Annotated in this window: 16 protein-coding genes and 1 riboswitch; of the genes, 11 read left to right on the forward strand and 5 right to left on the reverse strand. The window is 37.2% G+C overall.

The features are described 5' to 3' along the window. The first annotated feature begins 209 nt into the window (after positions 1 to 209). The 3 genes from OS139_RS03695 to OS139_RS03705 all read left to right on the forward strand — a co-directional run bounded on the left by OS139_RS03695 (position 210) and on the right by OS139_RS03705 (position 3515). Positions 210 to 1319 (forward strand): glycosyltransferase family 4 protein, encoded by a 1110-nt coding sequence (locus OS139_RS03695; protein WP_002331537.1) that lies wholly within the window; start codon positions 210 to 212, stop codon positions 1317 to 1319. Between the two features lie 121 nt (positions 1320 to 1440). Then, a complete protein-coding gene (locus OS139_RS03700; RefSeq protein WP_325066822.1) occupies positions 1441 to 2301 on the forward strand; it encodes a glycosyltransferase family 2 protein in 861 nt (286 codons plus the stop codon). A 47-nt stretch (positions 2302 to 2348) separates the two neighbouring features. After that, the gene (locus tag OS139_RS03705) at positions 2349 to 3515 is read left to right on the forward strand and encodes a nucleotide sugar dehydrogenase (protein ID WP_002331535.1); all 1167 of its coding nucleotides are present in this window, start codon (positions 2349 to 2351) and stop codon (positions 3513 to 3515) included. A 90-nt stretch (positions 3516 to 3605) separates the two neighbouring features. Here the strand turns inward: OS139_RS03705 and yidC are convergent, their stop codons facing one another. Both yidC and OS139_RS03715 read right to left on the reverse strand, forming a co-directional pair. Then, positions 3606 to 4556: a membrane protein insertase YidC gene (gene yidC, locus OS139_RS03710; protein ID WP_002302193.1), complete on the reverse strand. Its 951-nt coding sequence runs from the start codon at positions 4554 to 4556 to the stop codon at positions 3606 to 3608. 437 nt (positions 4557 to 4993) lie between these two features. Continuing rightward, entirely contained in the window at positions 4994 to 5269 is a 276-nt protein-coding gene (locus tag OS139_RS03715; RefSeq protein ID WP_002289551.1) for an acylphosphatase, read from the reverse strand. Positions 5270 to 5376: 107 nt separating this feature from the next. Here OS139_RS03715 and OS139_RS03720 point away from each other — a divergent pair, with 107 nt between their 5' ends. The 4 genes from OS139_RS03720 to OS139_RS03735 all read left to right on the forward strand — a co-directional run bounded on the left by OS139_RS03720 (position 5377) and on the right by OS139_RS03735 (position 9253). After that, positions 5377 to 6141: a TrmH family RNA methyltransferase gene (locus OS139_RS03720; RefSeq protein WP_002331534.1), complete on the forward strand. Its 765-nt coding sequence runs from the start codon at positions 5377 to 5379 to the stop codon at positions 6139 to 6141. Positions 6142 to 6263: 122 nt separating this feature from the next. Continuing rightward, entirely contained in the window at positions 6264 to 6767 is a 504-nt protein-coding gene (locus OS139_RS03725; protein WP_002289559.1) for an HD domain-containing protein, read from the forward strand. A 407-nt stretch (positions 6768 to 7174) separates the two neighbouring features. Beyond that, on the forward strand, positions 7175 to 7822 hold the full coding sequence (locus OS139_RS03730; protein ID WP_325066803.1) for a FusB/FusC family EF-G-binding protein: 648 nt from the start codon (positions 7175 to 7177) through the stop codon (positions 7820 to 7822). A gap of 41 nt (positions 7823 to 7863) precedes the next feature. After that, a riboswitch (Fluoride riboswitch) is annotated at positions 7864 to 7930 on the forward strand. Between the two features lie 54 nt (positions 7931 to 7984). Then, a complete protein-coding gene (locus tag OS139_RS03735) occupies positions 7985 to 9253 on the forward strand; it encodes a voltage-gated chloride channel family protein (RefSeq protein WP_002331533.1) in 1269 nt (422 codons plus the stop codon). Positions 9254 to 9279: 26 nt separating this feature from the next. Here the strand turns inward: OS139_RS03735 and OS139_RS03740 are convergent, their stop codons facing one another. From OS139_RS03740 to OS139_RS03750, 3 genes are all read right to left on the reverse strand, one after another. Then, positions 9280 to 10479 carry a YdcF family protein gene (locus OS139_RS03740; protein ID WP_002331532.1) on the reverse strand — a complete coding sequence of 400 codons (1200 nt, stop codon included), beginning with the start codon at positions 10477 to 10479 and terminating at the stop codon, positions 9280 to 9282. Between the two features lie 118 nt (positions 10480 to 10597). Next, positions 10598 to 11905 carry a serine hydrolase gene (locus OS139_RS03745; RefSeq protein WP_002302201.1) on the reverse strand — a complete coding sequence of 436 codons (1308 nt, stop codon included), beginning with the start codon at positions 11903 to 11905 and terminating at the stop codon, positions 10598 to 10600. Positions 11906 to 12020: 115 nt separating this feature from the next. Then, positions 12021 to 12143 (reverse strand): hypothetical protein, encoded by a 123-nt coding sequence (locus OS139_RS03750; RefSeq protein ID WP_002296297.1) that lies wholly within the window; start codon positions 12141 to 12143, stop codon positions 12021 to 12023. A 232-nt stretch (positions 12144 to 12375) separates the two neighbouring features. Here OS139_RS03750 and OS139_RS03755 point away from each other — a divergent pair, with 232 nt between their 5' ends. From OS139_RS03755 to OS139_RS03770, 4 genes are all read left to right on the forward strand, one after another. Continuing rightward, positions 12376 to 13494, forward strand: a complete 1119-nt coding sequence (locus tag OS139_RS03755; protein ID WP_002294874.1) for a baeRF6 domain-containing protein — start codon at positions 12376 to 12378, stop codon at positions 13492 to 13494. Positions 13495 to 13872: 378 nt separating this feature from the next. Then, positions 13873 to 14193 carry a hypothetical protein gene (locus OS139_RS03760; RefSeq protein WP_002326721.1) on the forward strand — a complete coding sequence of 107 codons (321 nt, stop codon included), beginning with the start codon at positions 13873 to 13875 and terminating at the stop codon, positions 14191 to 14193. A gap of 450 nt (positions 14194 to 14643) precedes the next feature. Continuing rightward, on the forward strand, positions 14644 to 14844 hold the full coding sequence (locus OS139_RS03765) for a cold-shock protein (RefSeq protein ID WP_002288762.1): 201 nt from the start codon (positions 14644 to 14646) through the stop codon (positions 14842 to 14844). Between the two features lie 146 nt (positions 14845 to 14990). Continuing rightward, complete coding sequence (locus tag OS139_RS03770; protein ID WP_002306250.1) at positions 14991 to 17780, forward strand: helicase C-terminal domain-containing protein; 2790 nt, start codon at positions 14991 to 14993, stop codon at positions 17778 to 17780. Positions 17781 to 17796: the final 16 nt, after the last annotated feature.

Consider the following 17796-nt stretch of genomic DNA (forward strand, 5'->3'; position numbering starts at 1 on the left):
ACGAAAGAATGATAAAAACTTAAGTAAGTTCATTTTTGAACAGTGCTTTTTGTAATAGTTGAATTATTTCTTAGGATTCTTAGAAGAATTAAAATTAAGAAAGTACAAATATTTTTTTGAATGCTAAAAAATAAATAAAGTCTTTTCAAAACATAAAGCAAAGTATTGTAATAATTCTGTATTAAAAATAAAAGGAATGATTATTAACTATGATATTTGTAGCAAATTGGGATAAAAATAAAAAAAAAACTTGGTCAGGGACGACATATTCTTTAAAGGAATCGTTAGAAAAAACTAACCAAATTAAAAATATCGAAGTACATCAAAGTTCAAAGTTAAATAAAATTATATTTGGAGCTTATTCTTTTATTAAATATGGAGAATTTGAGAAAAATATGAATTTTAACTGGCCTTTTTTAAATAAGGTCTCCAAAAATATAAATAGAGAAATAAAAGATAATAAAGCAGAGGAATTTATTTTGCAAATTGGTGATCTAGCAGAAATTGAAGATTCTTACATTTATCAAGACTTATCTGTAGGATTTTTACTTCATGTTAGAAAAAATGATCCTGAAGCTTTTAAATATAGTAAATTTCAAGATATCCCAATTGCTAAATTAGAAAAAAGAGATCAAATACAAAAAAAAAGGTATGAAAAAGCTAAAGGAATCTTAACAATGTCTAAAACACTTGAAGATTTTTTGGTTAACGTAGAACAAATTCCTGCTGAAAAAGTTTTTCATGTTGGAGGGGGAATTAATTTACCTTTGCCTCTAACTGTCAGAAAAAAGAATAGACGTAGAATTTTATTCGTTGGTCGTGATTTTGAGAGAAAAGGCGGACCAGTCTTAATCCAAGCCTTTAAAAAATTAAAAAATGATATATTTGATGAACTAGAACTTTATATAGCAGGACCTAAACATTTAAATGGTTATGAATTGGATTCAAATATCATTTTTTTAGGAGATTTAAGTCAAGAAGATTTAAAATACTATTTTGAAATATGCGATATATTTTGTATGCCTTCAAAGTTTGAAGCGTATGGTTTAGTTTTTATAGAAGCATTAAGCTTTGGCTTGCCTTGTATCGGTACGAATAAATTTGAAATGAGACATTTTATTCAAAATGGAGAAAATGGATATTTACTGGAAGAAACTGACTCAGCTGAAGAATTGTCAAATAAAATTCAACAATTGCTAACAAATGAAGAAATTTTTTCTAAGGTTAGACAAGAAGCCGTAAAATATCATGAAGAATATTCATGGGAAAATGTTTCAAAAAAAATTAATCAAATTAGTATGTTTAATAATAAACCATAATTTTTATTTTTAAGCTCATATTTCTAAAATTTTAAAAATATGAGCTTAACGGTTCATAGGGATTCCAATAAAACTAAAAAACCCTAAATATAAAATATAAGGTGGATTTCCCTTGAATATAATGATTATTTTGAACTACAATGATTGGTTGATGACCAAAGAATATGTAAAGAATATAGAGAAGTACAAAATTTTAGATAAGATTATTATCGTCGATAATAAGTCTACTGATAATTCGTATGAATTTTTGACTAGCATGTCTAATGATAGAATAGAGGTTCTTTCAACTCAAGAAAATAGAGGGTATGCAGCAGGAAATAACTTTGGATTGAATTATGCTTTAAAAAATTACGAGGTTAATAATTTTATTATAAGTAATCCAGATATAGAAGTTGATGAGAATACAATTAGGAAGATTTGTGAGTGTTTAGATACTAACAAATTTGTTGCTGTAAGTGGATTGATAAAGAATAAAAGTGGGGAAATTGCTAAAAATTTTGCATGGAGGCTTCCAAAATACTACCATATATTATCTGAAACTTTCGCTTTTTCAACATTTCTTATGAATAAATTGAATCTCTCAAGATTTTACGATTCAGATTTTAATTCAGATATCAAAGAAGTTGACGTAATCTCAGGGTGTTTTTTTGGGATTAAGGCTTCTGTTTTTCAAAGTATCGGATTGTTTGATGAAAGAACTTTTTTATATGGTGAGGAGAATAATCTTTTTTTTAAACTTAAAAAAAGGGACTATAAAGCTGCTATTATAGTTAAACAGCAAGTAACACACTTTGGTGGGAATACTGTTAAAAAAAATATAAAGAGCTTTTTTAAACGACAAAAAATTATTAAATATTCTGAAATAGTCTATTTAAAAGAATATCTGGGAATAAGTGTTTGGAAACTAAGCGTTTATAAAGTTCTTTTTTCAATGGGTACTTTAGAAAAGTATATCATATTCAAACTAACTAATAGAATTTAGATGATAATAGTAAATAACTAAACTACTATTAATAGGAGTGAACATTTATGAAAATTTCGGTTTTTGGACTAGGTTATGTTGGTTTAGCAAATGCACTTTTAATGAGTCAAAAAGAAGAAGTAAAAGCATATGATATCGTTGAGGAAAAGATCGATATGCTAAGAAACAGACAATCACCTTTAGAGGATAAAGAAGTTCACGAGTTTCTCGAACGGGATGATTTAAATGTGAAATTTACTAAAGATTTTGAGGAAGCTGTACTTTTTGGTGATTACTTGATCATCGCTACACCAACAGATTACGATGAAAAGAAAAATTACTTTAATACTTCCACAGTTGAAGATGTTATTGAAAAAGCCCTGATCATTCGACCAGATGCAACTTTTATTATTAAATCCACTGTTCCTGTGGGATATACATTAGAATTAAAAGCAAAATTTAAAACAGAGAACATTATTTTCTCTCCAGAGTTTTTAAGAGAAGGGAAGGCATTGTATGATAACTTGCATCCTTCTCGAATTGTTGTAGGAGAGTGTTCTGATAGAGGGCAAGAAATAGCGGATATGTTTGAACGGAACGCTTTAGATAAAGATGTGCCAGTTCTTTTGACACATCCTACTGAAGCTGAAGCAATCAAATTGTTTTCAAACACTTATCTTGCTTTACGCGTAGCATATTTTAATGAGTTAGATACTTATGCCGAGTCTCGAGGATTGAACACAAAACAAATCATTGAGGGTGTAGGGTTAGATCCTCGAATTGGCTCTCACTACAATAATCCCTCATTTGGTTACGGAGGATATTGTTTACCTAAAGATACAAAGCAGTTAAGAGCAAACTATGAAAATGTTCCAAGCAATATCATCAGTGCAATTGTAGATGCAAATAGCACAAGAAAAGATTTTATTGCAGACCAAATTTTAGGGAAAAAACCTAAAACTGTAGGAATCTATCGTTTAACAATGAAGGCAAATTCTGACAACTTTCGGTATTCATCTATCCAAGGTGTAATGAAACGTATCAAAGCAAAAGGGATCGAAGTCGTAGTTTATGAACCAACACTAGATGAAGAAGCATTCTATCATTCACGGGTGATCAAAGATTTTGACGAGTTCAAGAATATGTCAGATGTAATTGTATCAAATCGTATGGAGCTAGCTTTAGCTGAAGTAAAAGAAAAAGTTTATACAAGAGATATTTTTAGACGGGATTGAGTAAAAGACATAGTTACTATAGATGGATAAACAAATAACCCTCGCCTCTCTGTCAATCGATAGAGAGGCGAGGGTTATTTGTTTATCCATCTACTTCCGCTTCTGTTGCTTTCCTGCGTTGCGGCCTTTGTTGTTTGTACTGTTTTTTGGTTGTTTGATTTGTTTTGTTGCTTGTTTGTTATTAGCTGGCTTTGCTGATTCTGTCACGTCTTTTCTTGGAGTGACGACTTGTTTTGGCGGGTTTTGTTTCAACTCTTCTGCCACTTGTGCTTTCAAACGTGGTTTCATCATAACGTTTGTGATGAATGTTTGCAGACAGCTGAACACACCACCGACTACCCAGTAAAGTGTAACACCGGCTGGCGCACTGATCGACATGAAGACGATCATAGCAGGAGAGACGATCAGCATCGTACGCATCGTCTTTTTCTGTTCTTCAGGAATACCGATTGTTGAAATATATCCTTGAAGCAGATAAGCGACCCCTGCAATGGCAACAAGCACCATACTTGGTGAGCCTAGATCGATGCCGTAAAAAGATGATTCACGGATACCTTCTGTGTAGCGAGCCGTAAAATACAAGGCAGAGAAGATCGGCATTTGGATCAATAGAGGCAGACAGCCGATTCCGCCGGTCATACTCAATCCGTTTTCGCGATATACTTGCTGCATTTCTGCTTGTGCTGCCATTTGTTCTTCACGTGTTGTTGCAGCTTTTAGCTTTTGTTGTGCTGCTTCAACTTGTGGTTTTAACGCTTGCATTTTTTCAGATTGGATCATTGTTTTTTTCGATTGACTGATACCTAGTGGCAAGATGATGATACGAACGATCACAGTCATTGCAATAACTGCCCAGCCGTAAGACCAATTGAAATTCTCAACTAGATATGTAATCGCTTGGCCCATAGGATGGACGAGTACTCGATAAACGATTCCTGAAGTGTCAGGGTTTCCGTTTGAATCCATCCGCACACAGCCAGATAAAAAGAGCAGGATACTGACAAGTCCGGATCCCAATAACCAGTTTTTCCATTTATTCATAGAATACTTCCTCTTCTATAATTTTTACACAAACTTAACTATACTAAAAAAGCGCATGGAATTCAATCAACTTCATAGAAATTTCATATAAATATTCTTTCTTTTTCGTAGCGAAAAATTTTGAAAAAAGACAAAAAATCAAGAAAGAAATACTTAGAAAGAAAAGAGTGATTCCAAGTGTTTCTTTCTTATTTAAAAAACTAAAAACTTTTTTGTTCTGTCTGGAAAATATGGGTTAAGCAAATTTATTGCAAGTTATAGATCAGCTTTTTTACTACCTGTCTTTAATACTTGAGGCAAAGTGCCTCAAAAACAACCTTATCGACGGTGCTCAAAAGTCAATTTCTTGGTATTAAGTCAAATTTATGCAAAAATGTGGAAAGCCATTTTCACAAAATTTTCCTTAATACTCAAAACTAAGCGACCTTTTCACAACCTTATCCCACCACATCAAATTTCTTTCGTTCCTCAATCATCGGATCTTCTTGGACATCCACATACTGCACTCGTCCACTTGGGCTCGGAGACTTCTTGACTTCTTCGATAAATTTTTGGATGATGTCGTCATTTCCGATTGCTTCGATTGTGACTGAGCCGTCGTCTTCGTTTTTTACCGTTCCGGTCACGCCTAACTGATCAGCAACCATCTTGGTCATATAGCGAAATCCCACGCCCTGGACACGTCCTTGGACATTCATTTTAACTTTGCGCATGTTCGTCACCTTTCTTTCCTGTTTTATAAATCAATGATACCGATTTTTTTAGGATGAAACAAGCTCAAGCACCTATTCCATGATATAATCAGGTGAGGTGAAGGAATGTGAAAGAGATCCAATCAGCAAAAAATCCAAGAATCAAAGAATTAAAAAAACTACATAAAAAGAAATACAGAGAAGAAAAGGCAGAATATCTTTTGGAAGGGTTCCATCTGATCGAAGAAGCTGCGTCGTCTGATGCAGAAATAAAAGAACTTTTTGTGACACAGAGAGGTATGAAAGAATGGGGAGACTGGCTGGCTGTAAACAAAGAGATTTCTACTTTTCTAGTTTCAGATGAGGTCATGACCGCTATGTCAGATCTACCTACACCGCAAGGGATCTTAGCAGTGATGACGTTAACATCTGAAGATACGCCAGATTTTTCAGGAGGCTGGCTTTTACTAGATAATGTACAGGATCCTGGAAATGTGGGAACGATGATCCGTACGGCAGATGCGTTTGGTATGGCTGGTGTTTTATTAGGTAAAGGAACGGCAGATATTTATAGTACAAAGGTGCTGCGAAGCATGCAGGGAAGCAATTATCATTTGCCTGTGTTACAAAAAGATTTGTCAGAAGTGATCCCTGTAATGAAAGGCAAAGGGTTTACGGTGTACGGTACAGAATTAAATGAAGAAGCACATGCATTAGACAAAGTAGAAAAAACAGAGGATTTCGCTATAATCATGGGAAACGAAGGTCAGGGAGTAAGTCAGGAAATCTTGTCTTTGACTGATCAGAACGTATATATCCCAATGAAAGGAAATGCGGAATCATTGAATGTCGGAGTCGCAGCAGGGATCGTTCTTTATCATTTTTCTTTATGATTAAGGAACTATTAAGCTTTAGCTATTTTATCTAGAGCGACTAGAATAATCCGAACACTGGTGGTATACTTAGATCAATTTCAGAAGAAAATGAAATTCAAAAAGGTGGCAGATCGATAATTATGACAGAAAAATGGCGTGAAGACGAAGAATATATGTCTTATGTACAAGATCTTTTAGAAACAGAAGCAGTGAAAAAATTAGCGAATTACACACAGCATGTTCATTCCACTCGTTTGGAGCATTCCATCAGTGTTTCTTACTATAGTTATCTGCTCGCAAAAAAATGGGGTGGCAATGCTAAAGCAACAGCGCGTGCTGGACTTTTGCATGATCTGTTCTACTATGATTGGCGTACGACGAAATTTGACGAGGGGACACATGCGTATATCCATCCAAGAATTGCTGTAAAGAATGCAGAAAAAATCACCGATTTGTCGGATCTTGAGCGAGATATCATTTTGAAGCACATGTGGGGTGCAACGATAGCACCGCCTAAGTACAAAGAAGGATATATCGTGACATTCGTGGACAAATACTGCGCAGTCAAAGAAGCGGCTCAGCCCATGTCTGCAAGTATGCGTAAGAGATGGCAACGTTACTTTGGGAAAGAATCCTCGATTTAACAGGTAAAACCAATAATAGACCATATTGAGGTTGTGACAGAAGTGGTCAGCTTCAAGAAATAAGAAGGAATTTACGAAAATTGCTTCTCAAATTTTTGTGAAGTTTCGGCTTATTACCGCAGATGCAAGCTTTTGAACACCATTTATTCGAAACAAGGGACTTTGACACGACTTTTGTCACAGTCCTTTTTTCTGTTTGTAGTTGACTATCTGTTCAAGATACGGTTTACTTTTATTTATCGAATGAATCATGTACATAGAAGAATAAGCATTAAAGGGGGTGATGATAAGATGCAAAACGTATCTTATTTAAAAGAGTCCGGGATCTTCAGGTAACACATACTTTGCAGAAGATCACTTTTTTCTACAAAGTATGCACTTTGGTTAGAAGAAAGGACTTTAAAATCATGGAACAAACAATAAAACCATACCAATATTTTTTTATAAAAAGAGAAGTAGAACAGTTATTAAATGCGTACTCATCTGTCAATGATCCAAAAACGGTACAAACAGTTCAGACACTAGCAGCTGAAAAGATTCGAGACATATTAGATCACGAACTGCCAGAAATCGATACATTTTTAACGACAGTTTTAGACGTAAAACTGACAAAAGCGCAAGCAGAAAGAGCATTGGAGGAGCTGAAGCAAATCGTTCAGCCGTTTATGCAGCCTAGCAAACCACAAATCGAGAAATTATTCCGAAAAGTGAAAAAACTCAAACAACCAGCTTGGAATGAAATCGACTTGCAAGAACATACGTACATCGGCTGGAATGATCCAGGTACGCAGAAAAAATTCATGGTCTATTACGAAGATGAAAAATTAAAAGGGATTAGCGGTACTTTATCACCAACGATAAATAAGGGAATCTGTGCAATCTGTCAGAAAACATCGAATGTGTCGCTTTTTCTTTCTACAACGAAAGCAGGTTCTGATGGCACGTATACGAAAAAGGGGAATTATATTTGTCATGATAGTGACCAATGTAATCAACAGTTAACGAAATTGGCTCCTTTCTATGAATTTGCTGAACGTGTAAAGAAAGAACGATAATTTTATTGTTTTTTACAGAAAAATATGCTATCTTTTAATGGAAGTGAATAGGTGATGGTGTTCGCCTTTAAATGCTAACGAAAGATAGCTAATGACGCCTACTAAAGTCTGGGGACAGCCCCTTTCTTTAGTAGGCGTTTTTTTATTGAGGAGGAATTTTTTATGGAAAAACAATTACCGAGTCCAATGCGCATTTTAGTGTACATGCTGAAGTGGCTGGTGATCACAGCGATTCTCGGTATATTCATGGGGAGCTTGTCTGCTTTTTTCTTAAATAGCCTGACAGTTGTGACAGATATCCGACTATCACATCCTTGGCTCCTTTATCTACTACCAGTTAGTGGTGCGCTTTTTGCTTATCTCTATGCGTATCACGGCGGTCTTTCTAGTCGTGGAAACAACTTAGTGATCGATCAAGGAAATGGTGGAGAAGAAAAAATCCCGTTGCGGCTTATTCCACTTACACTGTTTGGAACCATAACTACCCATTTATTTGGGGGGTCTGTTGGCCGTGAAGGAACAGCAGTCCAAATGGGGGGATCGTTAGCAGATAATACAGCACGTTTGTTCCGATTGGATAAAGCAGAACGGGAAATCTTGATTATCAGTGGAATCAGTGCGGGTTTTAGTTCTGTATTTGGCACACCTTTAGCTGGAACATTATTTGGATTAGAAGTGTTGGCAATCGGGAAAGTCCGAACAGAAGCGATCTTCCCTAGCTTCTTTGCTGCACTGTTTGCAAATTTCATGACAGAAAGCTATGGTGTTTCTCATCTACATTACCAAATGGGTGTGATTCCTGAATGGAGTATGTTGCTGTTCTTCAAAGTTTTTGTTGCTGGGATTGCTTTTGGTTTGATTGGTTGGGTATTCAGCCGTTCGATCGTCTTTTTAAAAGCGCGATATGCACAATGGATTCCTCATCCTGTTTGGCGAAATACGATAGGTGGAGCTGTAGTTGTGGCAGCAGCATTGATTTTGCAAACACAACGTTATCTCGGATTGAGTCTTCCGTTACTTCAAGAATCATTTAATGGACAGGCACATGTCTATGATTTTATTGGGAAGTTATTCTTCACAGTTTTGTCTTTAGGCGCGGGATATCAAGGGGGAGAAGTGACACCATTGTTTGAAATTGGTGCAACGCTTGGTGCAGCACTAGCGCCTTTGCTCCATGTTTCTGTTCCTTTTCTTGCAGGATTGGGCTTTATCGGAGTATTTTCTGGTGCGACAAATACACCGATTGCCTGCTTTGTGATGGGGATCGAATTGTTCGGTTCACAAGCGGCAGTATACTTCTTTATGATCTGCTTGATCAGCTTTATGTGTTCAGGCAACAGCGGTATTTATTCTGCTCAGCAAGTAGCGGTCAAAAAAGGGATACTCTTTTTGCCAATAGTTAAGAGAATGAAAGAAAAAAACAAGGTGTGACATATGTTTTGTCACACCTTGTTTTTTTAGAAAAGTAAAGTAATCAGCGATAAGAATGCGGAGCCTGCGAAAAGCAATCCGCAAATGATCATATGTCTTTTTTTGTTCATCATCAAGATGGCGATGTATTCTCTCAAAAACGCATTAGGCAAGTAGTAGAAAGCTGTTTTTGCACCAATACCATTTGCTTTCAATTTGGCTTGCCGCGCATAAAGACCGGCTCTAAAAATGTGGTAATTGTTGGAACTGAAGATCGCGCGGTATGGCCCTTTCATTTGCTGATCCATGATTTCCTTTGAATAGAGCATGTTCTCCAAAGTGGTTGTCGAATTGGTTTCGACAAGAATGTCTCTTTCAGGGATTCCTTGTTCCATGGCATATTGTTTCATCGCAATGGCCTCTGGTAATTTTTCGTCTGCTCCTTGCCCACCAGACATCAATAAGATGGGCGGATTTAATGTAGCACGGCTTTGAGCCCGATAAAAAGCAATTGCCTTATTGATTCGCTTGGCTAGAAGAGGAGAAACTGTTTCTCCATTGATCAACCCAGCGCCTAACACAACGATGAAGTCTTGATTGTATCGAGGCCGGTTGAACTGATACAAGAATGAGACAGTCAAAAAGTTGTAGAATACGATAAATAGATAGATCAAGATCAGGGGAACGCAGAAAAACAAAGCATTTATCCATTGCGGCAAATATTTTAACAAGAAAAAGTCAAAAACAAGAAACAGTGTAAGAAAAATGGCTAGTATCAACGTTAAAAGATTAGCTAATGAATGCGATTCTCTACGTAAAACTGTGACCCCGTTCCAAAAAAGTAAAACAATCAATCCATAAATACCAAATAAAAGGACAAGTAGCAATGGAATCGTGATCAAGGCGATCAGTCCGCCAAGGAAAATATTTTGCGTTTCATACAGCAAGACAAACAAGTAGATGCCGAAACTGATGAGGAAAACATTGAATAAAAGACCATTCAGCAGCCTTCGTTTTTCTGTGAAATAAGAAAAAGCAAAGATACTAAAGAACAACAATGGAATCAAAAAATAAAAGGTCGAATAAAAAATTTCCAACACGACAAAATAAGTTAAGATTACCGTAAATGTCCACGTACTGCCGTAAAAGAACAAGGAAGGATCCTTCTTCTGTTTTCGCCAATAAACGATAGAGAATACCCCAATAAGATAGAGAACTAAAAAGATCAGATCTCTGGTTAGATTCATAAATTCAACTCCTTTTTCTTATACAGTATAACGAAAATAGATGAAAAAAGCTGTTATTTAAACTAGAAAAAGCAAAAAAACATCTTTCCGATGGAAAGATGCTTTTCTTATTGTTCAATTAAAACAAGTTGCCGAAAAATTCTGCGACGCGTCGCCAGCCAATCACGAACATATTCGCTTTTTCCACTGTTTTATCCGTAATGATCTCTGTCGATGGCGCATTGTTGTCTTCTAAATAGCCTAATTTATCGTCTGCCAAGGTGATCGTAGCGGTACCGATTTTTGTACCTTTATCCATAGGTGCTTGGATCTCGTTGTCAGTGACTTGCTTCTTGTCAAGTGTTGGCGTGATCGTTAATTTGCCAGTATCCATATCGTTTCGTACCCATACTTTTACAGGGCTTTTAAGCACAACAGGAACTGTTGATTCTTTTCCGTCTTTTACATCAATGGTTTTTAGGCTAGGAATACTTGCGTTAGCTTTTCCGAGCTCTTTTTCTGACCAATTGTCATAGCAGTAGTCCATCAAACGGTCTGTTTCATTGAAGCGGGCACTCGGGTTTTCCGCATGGCCGTCCGCATTCAATACGACAGTGATGATCCGTTGATCGTTTTTAGTGATCGTACCAACGAAACAAGCACCTGCAAGCTCAGTCGTACCAGTTTTTAATCCGTCCACGCCTTCCTTGTAATTAACGAATCCTGGGAGCATCCAGTTCCAGTTGACCATTTCCACTGGTGATTGCGTGTTTTCGCCAAACATTTGGGTCGTAGTACTTGATACATCCAGTATTTCTGGGAAATCCAAGATCAAATGGCGGGCAACGATGGCCACATCTTGAGCAGACATTTGATTTTCGTCGTTTTCTCCAGTGCCTTCTGGTCGGTTTTCGCCAAGATAAGAGTTATTCAGTCCTGATGCATTAACGATCGTTGCATCTTTGATTCCCCAATCTTTCAATTGTTCTTTCATTCGTTCAGTGAATTTAGCTTCGCTGCCAGAGATTTTTTCTGCCAAGGCCACCATTGAAGCATTGGCTGACTGGATGATTGCAGAGTCGAATAATTCTTTGACAGTGTAGGTGTTTTCTTTATGCAAAGGAACATTCGATAAATCTGGGGTGATACTCAAATTTTCTGCATAATCTGAAATCGAAACTTTATCATCCCATGATAGTTTTCCTTCTTTTACTTGATCAAGAACGATGTAAAGACCGATGATTTTTGTGATTGAAGCGATCCCCATGGTTTTTTCTCCATCTTGATCATAAAGAATCTTACCGCTTTGCGCATCTACAGCAAAAGCTGCTTTTGCATTTACTTTGAACGTATCTTCAGCTTGCACAGCAACAGCTGGTAGAAAAGAAGCAAGGCAAAGAATGAGACTAGCCAATAATAGGACTAGACGTGTTTTTTTTATGGACATATCCGATCTCCTTGTAATTAATTTGTTTCGCTACAAATTAAAATTTTATCAGAGAGGGGAGAGAGTTTCAATGTTTCTGAAAAAACTTTAGGATAAGAACGCACGTTATGGAAGGTTAGCGGTCGTTTTTACGTACTTTTACAGGAATAGGCTGTGTTTCCGCATCTAATAAGCGGGAAGCGCTGAAAGCAAATAAACTGATAATACTTAATAAACTGAAAATCATAATCAAATGCATAAGATCCACCTCTTTTATTCTTTTTCTTAGTTTATCAGCATTTCATGAAGAATAGTTGAAGACTGGGGCTAAATAATTGAGGAAATTATGAAGATAACTTAAAAAAATAGCTAAATTTAAAACCGTAGAAACCGTTTTATTTTTTTAGATACGTTTTATTGTATGGAAAAATAGTGTTGTGGTAGACTTTAGATAGAAACAAAGGAATGATTTTTTTAGGAGGGGTACGTTTATGGCAAAAAAGGATAAAGAATTATTGTCACAATTGACTTCAGAAGGCGCTAAAGGACCATTCGTCACGATCATGCTGAATACGCATGTCGCCCATCAAGATGTGGAAAAAGATCAGATCAAATTCAAAAATTTTGCGAAAGAAGCAAAGAAACGTTTTGAGAAAAAATATTCCGAACATGACTGGTCCCCGTTCCAAGAAAAAATTGAAAATTTGTTAGGAGATCCTTCGTTTTGGCGTAGTGCAACTACGAGTGTAGCGGTCATTATAACTGCTGACCAAACCTATATCCATCGTTTGAGTATCCCGGTAGACGATCAATACTATGTAAGTGATCTTCCTTATTTACTGGCTATTATCAAAAATGGGCAGTTCAACTATTCTTATTATTTATTGGGATTGAACCGCGACTCCATGAAATTGTATGAAGTCAGCAACAAACAAGTAAAAGAAGTATCTCTACCAGAAGGGGCACCGGTTGATGTCGTTACTGCATTGGGATCTGAACTGACAGGTGGCGGTTTGAACTTCTCTTCTAATGGAGGAGGCGGAGCCCGAGATGGAGTAACTTTCCATGGCGTAAATCCAAAAGATGAAGAAGTAGAGATCGATTGGGTCAACTATTACCAAGCAGTTGATACGTACTTGAAGGATTCTTTCGAAAATCCAGAACAATGGCCGATTTATTTATTTGCTCTACCAGAAAATCAGACGATGTTCAAAAAAATTGCTAAAAATCCCTATTATTGTGCAGACGTTGCGATTTCTGCTTCTCCTGCGCAGCTATCCTTTAGAGATATCGAAGAAGGGGCGAAGAAGCTGTCAAGTGAACTCGCAGCTCAAGAATCAAAAGAATACAATAAACTCTTAGATAAGAAATTCATCGATCAGTTAGTTGATATCGTTCCAGCTGCGAAAGAAGGAAAAGTGTCACATTTATTTATCGCTACGTCAAACTTAGCTGATGGTTTCGGTGAAGATCCTGAAACAGAATATGATCGGCGTCAAGTGTTGAATGCATTAGCAGATGATGTGATCATTAATGGCGGAAAAGTGTTTATTTTGGATCAAAAAGATGCGCCAGATGAAAAGAGTCTGACAGCGATTCTTCGTTATTAAAAGAGGTTGTGAAATCAGTGTTTTGACCTGAGTATTAGAGAAACAAACGGAAAAATAGTTTCACATATTTTGCCGTTTTTTGAGCTAATACCGAAGGTCAGCTGATTAAACACCGTGTATGAGAGGTTGTGAAAAAGCTGTTCTGCATCAAGTAATAAGAACAGCAAGCAAAAATAGCTCTTCATATTTTTTGTTTGGTGGGCTTATTACCGCAGATGCAAGCTTTTGAACACCGTTTAAGGAAGAGGTTGTGACGTGGTCACGACCTCTTTTTGACGATTATGATACAAAAAACATCATTTATGAACAAAATGTGAATAACGGGCGTTCTTGAGATATGATTTTAATTGGGAAAAACTTATCGATAAGGAGGTCTTTATGAAAAAAAGACTGTTATGGTGTTTGCTGTCTCTATCCCTAAGTTTAACAAGTCAGCCAGTTTTTGCTGAAGAAACACAGCGGTCTCCTATTACAGGCACACGTCTGTACAAAAATGTTTATGTACAGACACCAGATCTTGATTCTGCGATTCCTGAAACAGAAGAACGGTCTTTGCAGCCAAGATTTGGTTACTTTTGGTACTGTCCGACCTGTGATTATGAAAGTTGCTGGCATTTCTTACATTCTACAGCTGCAGCTTTTGCTTTTACTCATACTCAGAAATATGATGGACATCATCCTGTTATTTATGAGGTATAGATATGAGCAAAAAAGAAAAACTAATCTCGTTGGTCGTATTGGTTTGCCTTGTTCTTCTGGTAACTGTCATAGGCTATCAGAAATACCATGAGAACATCAGACCTACTAAAGAATCTTCCCCAGCCTCGACCGTTGAAACAGAACCGATAAGTAGTCAGAAAGAATAATTTTTTTAGTTTAAAAAAGAACATCAGAGCAAAAAAACACCAACTGAACAATATGTCGTTTATTTTAAAAAAAGTTCGGTTTTTCACTTTATGTAATCGCTGAGAAAACTTTTTTTAATAAAAAAGTCGAAAAACTCTAGCTTTTTTGTAAACGGTATGATATACTATAGGAGTAGTTTTTGTTCGGTAATCTGTGGTAGCTTGTTTCAAATAAACATCTTCCAGATATACACCATTCAAGTAATTGCAAAATATGTGTTGATACACAAGGAGGATTTTTATTATGGAAACAGGTACAGTAAAATGGTTTAACTCAGAAAAAGGATTTGGATTCATCACTGCAGAAAACGGAAACGATGTATTCGTTCATTTCTCAGCTATCCAAGGCGACGGATTCAAAACTTTAGAAGAAGGCCAAGCAGTAACTTTCGATGTTGAAGAAGGCCAACGCGGACCTCAAGCAACAAACGTTACTAAAGCTTAATTAACCTATACTAAAAAATAAACGCCCAGACATTTGCGTGTCTGGGCGTTTTTGTCTATTTTCTTTAAAAAGCGATGAGAGTATTTTTCTGCACTTTGTAGTATAATTTCAAAAGAACATTAGAGGCAGGAGAAGAGGAAGATATTTTGAAACCAAGAACTTATGCAGTCGTTGATATCGAAACGACTGGGACGAATCCAAAAGAAGATCGGATCATCCAATTTGGCTGCGTCATGATTGAATCAGGTCGGATCACTTCACGTTTTTCGATCGATATTCATCCAGGGCGGAAGATTTCAAAACAAATCCAGCATTTAACAGGGATCACGAATCAACGCGTCCAAAAAGCGCCTTATTTCGAAGATGTCGCCCAAACGATTTACAATCTTTTGGCAGACACCATATTTGTCGCGCATAATATTTATTTTGATTATAATTTTTTGAACCATGAACTCATGCGATGCGGACTTCCTAGTTTGAAGATACCAGGCATCGATACAGTAGAACTTGCACAAATTTTCTTGCCGACGGAACCAAGCTTTCGCTTAGCTGATTTGTCAGAAAGCCTTGGATTTATTCATGAGAATCCTCATCAGGCAGATAGTGATGCCGAAGTGACAGGTCAACTTCTTTTGCTGATCGAAGAACGGATGAGAAAATTGCCAATCATCACGTTAGAGCAGATTGCGCGATTAAGTAGACACACAGGTATGGATACGAGTCGTTTCATTTATCATGTGATTGAAGAAATGAAAGAAAAACCAGAGCCACTTGATCCCTCATTAGAAATCGTCGATGGGCTAGCTTTGCAGAAAAAAGAAGTGGAACTATTCACATCCGTCCATTATGGCGAGCGGACATATCCAAGAAAAAAACAAGCAAAAGAAAAAATGTTTGGTAAAACACTGATGTATCGAAAAGAACAGAACAGACTGATGAATGCGGTCTACGACCATTTCACAAAAGATGAATCAAAAGATTTGATGATCGAAGCAGCTACAGGAATGGGTAAAACAATCGGTTATCTGCTGCCATTGAGTTATTTGGCTACACCTGAAAAACCCGCTGTCATCAGTACCGTTTCGCTAGTTTTGCAGCAGCAGATCATAGAAAAAGACATTCCATTGCTGAATCAATTGCTAGATCAGCCCATACAACCTGTAATTATCAAAAGCTATCGCCACTATATCGACCTGCAGCGATTTAAAGGAACACTTGTGGAACCGCCAGAACAAAAACAATATGCTTTGTATCAAATGGCGGTCTTAGTTTGGCTGACGCAAACGAAGACCGGTGATTTGGATGAATTACATTTAACAAATTTAAACCATTCATTCTTTGCAGATATCGCGCACAGAGGCACTGGATTTTTAGCAAGAAATCAGTCATTTTACGAACAAGACTTTGTTCGTTTCTTGCAAAAGAAAATCAGGCAAAGTAATTTTTTGATTGTCAATCATGCGTTTTTAGTACAAGAAACACAGCGAAAAGAACCATTGCTTCCAGCTAGTCCATTTTTGTTGATCGATGAAGTACATCATTTGCCGGAAATCGCTGAAAAAGTAAATGACAAACGATTAAGTATTAACTATTTCCATAAACAAATCCAGCAATTAGAAGAACCAAATCAGCTGTTTGACCGAATACAAAGCTATTTACCGAAAGAACATGAAGCCTTACGCTGGTTATCGATTTATCGAGAAGAACTTTCTGCGCTATGCGAAGCACAGATTTGTATGGCAGAAGGATTAATGAGTTTAGTGAGCGGCAAGCAACCTAACGGACAGTATCCAGAAGAAGTCATGATGACAAAAGAGATGTTGGATCAGCTGCCACTGGAATCTGGGACAGCCATTGATCACCTGCAGCTTTTTTATCAGGAGATCCAGCAGCTACAGTCACAAATGCGTCTGACTTTTGAGATTATCCAAGAAAGCTGGACAAACCAGATGCGGATCGATTTAGCAAGTTTATATAGCTTATTTGATCAATTAGACAAGCAGTACTTGCTGATGGATCAATGGCTGGAAGACTGGCGAGATCATTTGATCCATTGGTTCGTTCCTGGGAACACAGCGCAGCAGATGATTTTTCATCTCCATGATTTTCAAGCGGCTATGTTGCCGTCGACTGTTTGGTATCCTCGATATGATCGTATTCTTTATATTGGAGGAACGCTGAAGATCGGCCCTAATCGACACTATCTCTCTAAGCGGCTTGGCATTGAAGCAGCACCTCTTAAAGTGATTGCCTCTCCTTATGATTATGAGAAACAGGCAAGGATCTATGTGCCAAAAGAGGCACCTGCCGTCCATCAAGTCAGCAATCAAGCATATATCGATTATTTAGAGACAGCACTTACAGGTCTGATCGAACAAGAAGATCGGCCAATACTTGTGTTATTCACTTCTCATGATGTTTTGCAGAAGGTCTATCAGAAAATGCATCTGTCCATGCTAGAAAAAGGACGAGAAATACTAGCTCAAGGGTTTGGCGGAAGCCGGGAGAAGCTTTTGAAACGCTTCATTTTGTCAGAAAAAAGCGTATTGTTTGGCGCTGACAGCTTTTGGGAAGGTGTAGATTTGCCTGGAGATGCTTTGCAGATCGTTGTAGTCACACGTTTACCCTTCGATAATCCGCTTCGCCCGATGGTCAAAGCTAGGAACGCTTATTTAGAATCAGAGGGGATCAATCCTTTTTACCAGGAATCCGTACCTAAAGCAGCTTTGAAGTTACGCCAAGCATTAGGTCGCTTGATAAGGACGGAGACAGATCGTGGCGTATTGCTTATTTTGGATCGAAGACTAGTCACTGCAAAATATAGTGCACGGATCATCCATGCATTACCGAAAAAAGTACCGATCAAAGAGCTAGCTATGGAGGAAATCTATCAGGACATCCATGAATTCTTAAAGAAAAATGAAGAAGGAAGTTAGAGGAGCTGTTTTTTTT

Source organism: Enterococcus sp. E4-223, assembly GCF_035727065.1.
GTDB classification, from domain to species: domain Bacteria; phylum Bacillota; class Bacilli; order Lactobacillales; family Enterococcaceae; genus Enterococcus_B; species Enterococcus_B faecium.

Excerpts from the sequence above, each read along its gene's own strand:
- yidC (WP_002302193.1), bottom strand. The coding sequence starts at position 4,556 with ATGAATAAATGGAAAAACTGGTTATTGGGATCCGGACTTGTCAGTATC.
- OS139_RS03725 (WP_002289559.1), top strand. The coding sequence starts at position 6,264 with ATGACAGAAAAATGGCGTGAAGACGAAGAATATATGTCTTATGTACAA.
- OS139_RS03730 (WP_325066803.1), top strand. The coding sequence starts at position 7,175 with ATGGAACAAACAATAAAACCATACCAATATTTTTTTATAAAAAGAGAA.
- OS139_RS03700 (WP_325066822.1), top strand. The coding sequence starts at position 1,441 with ATGATTATTTTGAACTACAATGATTGGTTGATGACCAAAGAATATGTA.
- OS139_RS03765 (WP_002288762.1), top strand. The coding sequence starts at position 14,644 with ATGGAAACAGGTACAGTAAAATGGTTTAACTCAGAAAAAGGATTTGGA.
- OS139_RS03705 (WP_002331535.1), top strand. The coding sequence starts at position 2,349 with ATGAAAATTTCGGTTTTTGGACTAGGTTATGTTGGTTTAGCAAATGCA.
- OS139_RS03755 (WP_002294874.1), top strand. The coding sequence starts at position 12,376 with ATGGCAAAAAAGGATAAAGAATTATTGTCACAATTGACTTCAGAAGGC.
- OS139_RS03750 (WP_002296297.1), bottom strand. The coding sequence starts at position 12,143 with ATGCATTTGATTATGATTTTCAGTTTATTAAGTATTATCAGTTTATTT.
- OS139_RS03695 (WP_002331537.1), top strand. The coding sequence starts at position 210 with ATGATATTTGTAGCAAATTGGGATAAAAATAAAAAAAAAACTTGGTCA.
- OS139_RS03760 (WP_002326721.1), top strand. The coding sequence starts at position 13,873 with ATGAAAAAAAGACTGTTATGGTGTTTGCTGTCTCTATCCCTAAGTTTA.
- OS139_RS03745 (WP_002302201.1), bottom strand. The coding sequence starts at position 11,905 with ATGTCCATAAAAAAAACACGTCTAGTCCTATTATTGGCTAGTCTCATT.
- OS139_RS03740 (WP_002331532.1), bottom strand. The coding sequence starts at position 10,479 with ATGAATCTAACCAGAGATCTGATCTTTTTAGTTCTCTATCTTATTGGG.
- OS139_RS03715 (WP_002289551.1), bottom strand. The coding sequence starts at position 5,269 with ATGCGCAAAGTTAAAATGAATGTCCAAGGACGTGTCCAGGGCGTGGGA.
- OS139_RS03735 (WP_002331533.1), top strand. The coding sequence starts at position 7,985 with ATGGAAAAACAATTACCGAGTCCAATGCGCATTTTAGTGTACATGCTG.